The sequence below is a fragment of the Streptomyces sp. NPDC057654 genome (assembly GCF_042800135.1).
Classification (GTDB): domain Bacteria; phylum Actinomycetota; class Actinomycetes; order Streptomycetales; family Streptomycetaceae; genus Streptomyces.
In genome coordinates this window covers 1-4,132 of record NZ_JBHVHQ010000774.1, presented here as the reverse complement: position 1 = coordinate 4,132, position 4,132 = coordinate 1, and the positions used below count along the sequence as shown (strand labels likewise).

The following is a 4,132-nucleotide window of genomic DNA, read 5'->3' as shown; positions in this document are numbered from 1 at the left end:
CCCCTGGCGGGGCGGGTGGGCGGTCGGCCTTCGTGCTGTGCGCGCGGAGGGGTCAGGCGGGCCGGCCGCCCTTGGCGGCCGACGGTGCGCTGTCGGCGGACGCACCGTCCGACGTGCCTCCGCCCCCGGACGCGGTCGATTCCTCGGCTGCCTCCGCCGCGCGGGCCTCGGCCGCCTCCTGGATCGCGCGCCAGGCGGCCTCGGCCGCCTGCTGCTCCGCTTCCTTCTTGCTGCGGCCGGTGCCGGTGCCGTACGTGACACCACCGACGCGGGCAGCAGCCGTGAAGACCTTCTCGTGGTCGGGGCCGGTCTCGGAGACGAGGTACTCGGGGACGCCGAGCCCTTCCGTCGCCGTGAGCTCCTGGAGGCTGGTCTTCCAGTCCAGGCCGGCTCCGAGGTTCGAGGAGCGGGCGATCAACGGGTCGAAGAGCCGGTGCACCAGCTCGCCGGCGGCGTCGAGGCCCTGGTCGAGGTAGACCGCGCCGATGACGGCCTCAAGGGTGTCGGCGAGGATCGACGCCTTGTCCCTGCCGCCCGTTCCTTCTTCACCGCGGCCGAGCCGGATGAAGGCGCCGAGATCGAGGCCACGGCTGACCTCGGCGAGCGCACGTGAGTTGACCACCGCGGCCCGCAGCTTGGCCAGCTGGCCCTCTGGGAGGTCGGGGTGGATGCGGTACAGCGTGTCGGTGACCACCAGTCCGAGCACCGAATCCCCGAGGAATTCGAGCCGTTCGTTGGTGGGCAGCCCGCCGTTCTCGTACGCGAAGGAGCGGTGCGTCAGCGCACGCACCAGAAGGGCGGACTCAAGGTGATACCCGAGCCGCCCTTCCAGAAGCGTGTGGGACGAGGCTGTGTCCGCCGACGTCTTTTTCGAGGAGGTGTTCCTCGACGAATCAGCGTCTGACATGGAGCCTGTCACCCGCCGTTCAGACCTCTAGGACCTGGCGGCGGTTGTAGGTGCCGCAGCTCGGGCACGCGATGTGCTGCTGCTTCGGCTCGTGGCAGCGCTCGCACGCCACCAGGGTGGGGACCGCAGCCTTCCACTGCGACCGGCGGTGGCGCGTGTTGCTGCGCGACATCTTCCGCTTCGGAACAGCCACGGCTACTTCTCCTGAGGTTCATCCCCGCTGGCGCGGGGGGCGTTGTCCTTCTCGCCGTCCTGGGTGGTCCCGGCGAGTCCCTGCAAAGCCGCCCAACGGATGTCGACGGCCTCATGGTGGTGGTCCGGGTCGTCCGCCAGCCGCGCCCCGCAATCGGAGCACAGACCGGGGCAGTCTTCCCGGCACACCGGCTGCAACGGCAGTGCGAGCACCACCGCGTCCCGCAGCACGGGTTCGAGGTCGAACAAGTCGTCCTCGATGAAGAGCGTGTCCTCATCTTCCTCGGCGTCGTCGCCGGTGTCCGCGGTGCGGCTCCGGTCGTCGGCGTCGGGGTAGGAGAACATCTCCTGGAAGTCCGCTTCGAGCTCTCGCTCCAGCGGCTCCAGACACCTTACGCACTCCCCTGTGAGCGGCGCACGGGCGGTGCCTGTGACAAGCACCCCTTCCATGACCGACTCCAGCCGGAGGTCCAGCTCCACGGTCGCGCCCTCCGCCACACCGATGACCTCGATACCGAGGTCGGCGGGGGCGGCGATGGTGCGGGAGACCCGCTTCAGCGCACCGGGACGCCGACCCAGCTCGCGTGTGTCGAACACGAGAGGGGCACGGTGGTCGAGGTGGGCGTTCAGGGCTTCCTGCTTTCTACGCTGCGGTGACGGCCGCCCGGTGCGGATGTGCTGGGGGCAGCCGTGATCGCGGACGTACACGCGACCGAAGAGCCAGGATACTGGACCTGTCGCTGTACACCCAATCCGCTCCCCGGGGGACCCGGTCAGCGCGGCGGGGACGGGATCAGCGGCCCTGCTCGTACGCGCGCAGCTGGTCGAGGTTGATCATGCTCGTGTCGAAGAGGCTGGTCTCGTCGAGCGCCGCGGCCTGCTGCTGGCCCTCGTGGGGCTGGTGCTGGTGGTGCTGCTGATGCTGGAGGTGCGGATCGGCGACGTACCCGGCGTTCGGGTCGTAGGCCTGCTGCCCCTGCCAGCCGTAGGCGTCCTGCTGATAGCCGCCCTGGGCCGCGTACGGGTCCTGCTGCGCGTACTGCTGCTGGTAGCCGTACGCGTCCTGCTGCTGGTACCCCGCGGTCGCCCCGTAGTAATCGGGCTGGGCCTGGACGTGGTCCTGGTGCTGGACCTCGTGGATCTCCTGGACCTGCGGCTGCGCGGGCTGGACCGGGGCCGCGGGGGCGCCGGCGGCGGCCTGCTCCTGCGGCAGGGCGAGCCCGGCGAGGAAGTCCGCGTCGGTGGTGTGCACCCCGTAGCCGTCCTGGGCGTCCGCGAGCGCGCCCAGCTCGTCCGTGGGGCGCACGCCGAGCAGCTTCTGCCGGCCGCGGCCCACGGCCTCCAGGGTCTTGGCGAGCACCGCCGAGACCGCGCCCAGCTTGGTGTCCACGTATTCGTCGGCGCGGTGGCGCTGGGTCTGCGGGTCGGCACTGCGCTCGGGGCCCTCGTCGAACTGGCCGTCCCCGTCCGCGAAGCCGTCGGCGCCCCCGTCGCGGCCCAGCAGCTTGTCCCGGCCCCGGTCGACGGAGCCGATGGTCTTGGTGAGGACGACCTCGAAGTTGGCGAGCTTGCTGTCGACGTAGTCGTCGGCCTCGGCACGGATCTCCTCGGCCTCCCGGCGGGCCTCCGAGAGGATGCGGTCGGCCTCGTCCTGGGACTGCCGGGCGACCTCGGTGTCGGAGATCAGCGAGCCGCGCTGGGCGTGCGCGGACTCGATGATCCGCTCGGCCTCCTGGCGGGCGTCCTCGACCAGCTGCTCCCGGCCGCCGATCAGCTCCTGCGCCTGGGCGAGCGAGCCGGGCAGCGCTGCCCGCACCTCCTCCAGCTGGGCGAGCAGCTCGGCCCGGTTGATCACGCACGAGGCCGACATGGGCATGGACCGGGCGCCGCCGACGGTCGCGACGATGTCGTCGAGCTTCTTCTGCACGTCCACCTGGGTGCTCGCCACTTTCTACGGCCGAAGGGTCGGGACGGGACCGACTGTACGGCCAGTGGGGCCCCGCCCGACACCTGCTGACGCGCCGTCAGCCCGTCAGCGCTTCGCGAGCCGTTCGGTGAGCGCTTCGAGGACCAGCGGCGGCACCAGATGGGCGACGTCGCCGCCCCAGGCCGCGACCTCCTTCACCAGGCTGGAGGAGAGGAAGCTGTAGGTGGGGTTGGTGGGGACGAAGAGCGTCTCCACACCCGAGAGCCCGTTGTTCATCTGGGCCATCTGGAGCTCGTAGTCGAAGTCGCTGACGGCCCGCAGCCCCTTGACGATGGCGGGGATGTCGCGCTCCTTGCAGAAGTCGACGAGCAGCCCGTGGAAGGACTCCACCTGCACGTTGCCGTACTCGGCGGTGACCTGGCGGAGCAGGTCGATCCGCTCCTCGACCGTGAACAGCCCCTGCTTGGACTGGTTGATCATCACGGCGACATGGACGACGTCGTACAGCCTGGAGGCGCGGGCGATGATGTCGAGGTGTCCATTGGTGACGGGGTCGAAGGACCCCGGACAGACTGCGCGGCGCAAGAGTGGTTCCTCGCTCTCCGATCCGGTCATGACGCGGCTGTGCGACATGAGGCGGCGCGACCGTACCAAAGCGTCCCCTCGCCGTAACGACGGGCCCTGAGGCCCTCGAACTCGTCCGGCCAGCGGAATTCGCCGCCTCTGGTGCTGCGCTCCACGGTGACGAGCGCCTCACCCGCGAGCCAGCCCTGGGCCAGGAGTGTGAGGAGTATCTCCCGGAGCTCGTCGTCGCCCACCGCGTACGGCGGGTCGAGGAAGACGACGTCGTACGGGCCGCCGGGCGGCGGGGGCGCGGCGGCGACCTGCTCGGCCCGGCCCGCGCGGACCTCGGCCCCGGGCAGGCCCAGGGCGCGGACGTTCTCCCGGATGGTGCGGGCCGCGCGGGCGTCGGCCTCGACGAGCAGGACGTGGTCCGCGCCGCGGGACAGCGCCTCCAGGCCGACCGCGCCGGAGCCGCCGTACAGGTCCAGGACCCGCGCCCCGGCCAGCGGCCCGTGCAGCGACTCCCAGGTGGAGAAGAGGCC

General features: G+C 71.2%; 6 protein-coding genes. All 6 read right to left on the bottom strand.

Annotation, left to right across the window (positions count from 1 at the left end; translation table 11 throughout):
- Positions 1-52: 52 nt before the first annotated feature.
- On the bottom strand, positions 53-907 hold the full coding sequence (gene rnc, locus ACFU99_RS35555) for a ribonuclease III (protein ID WP_384400315.1): 855 nt from the start codon (positions 905-907) through the stop codon (positions 53-55).
- 19 nt (positions 908-926) lie between these two features.
- A complete protein-coding gene (gene rpmF, locus ACFU99_RS35550) occupies positions 927-1,100 on the bottom strand; it encodes a 50S ribosomal protein L32 (protein ID WP_009714764.1) in 174 nt (57 codons plus the stop codon).
- 2 nt (positions 1,101-1,102) lie between these two features.
- Entirely contained in the window at positions 1,103-1,696 is a 594-nt protein-coding gene (locus tag ACFU99_RS35545; protein ID WP_384400311.1) for a YceD family protein, read from the bottom strand.
- A gap of 196 nt (positions 1,697-1,892) precedes the next feature.
- Entirely contained in the window at positions 1,893-3,032 is a 1,140-nt protein-coding gene (locus ACFU99_RS35540) for a DivIVA domain-containing protein (RefSeq protein WP_384400317.1), read from the bottom strand.
- A gap of 99 nt (positions 3,033-3,131) precedes the next feature.
- Positions 3,132-3,641, bottom strand: coding sequence for a pantetheine-phosphate adenylyltransferase (gene coaD / locus ACFU99_RS35535; RefSeq protein WP_384400308.1), 510 nt, complete (start codon positions 3,639-3,641; stop codon positions 3,132-3,134).
- Positions 3,638-4,132, bottom strand: a 495-nt coding sequence (locus ACFU99_RS35530; RefSeq protein ID WP_384400305.1) for an RsmD family RNA methyltransferase, incomplete at its 5' end; no start/stop codon positions are given. The genes coaD and ACFU99_RS35530, both read right to left, overlap by 4 nt.

Coding starts and splice junctions, on each gene's coding strand:
- rnc (WP_384400315.1), bottom strand. CDS start 907: ATGTCAGACGCTGATTCGTCGAGGAACACCTCCTCGAAAAAGACGTCG.
- coaD (WP_384400308.1), bottom strand. CDS start 3,641: ATGACCGGATCGGAGAGCGAGGAACCACTCTTGCGCCGCGCAGTCTGT.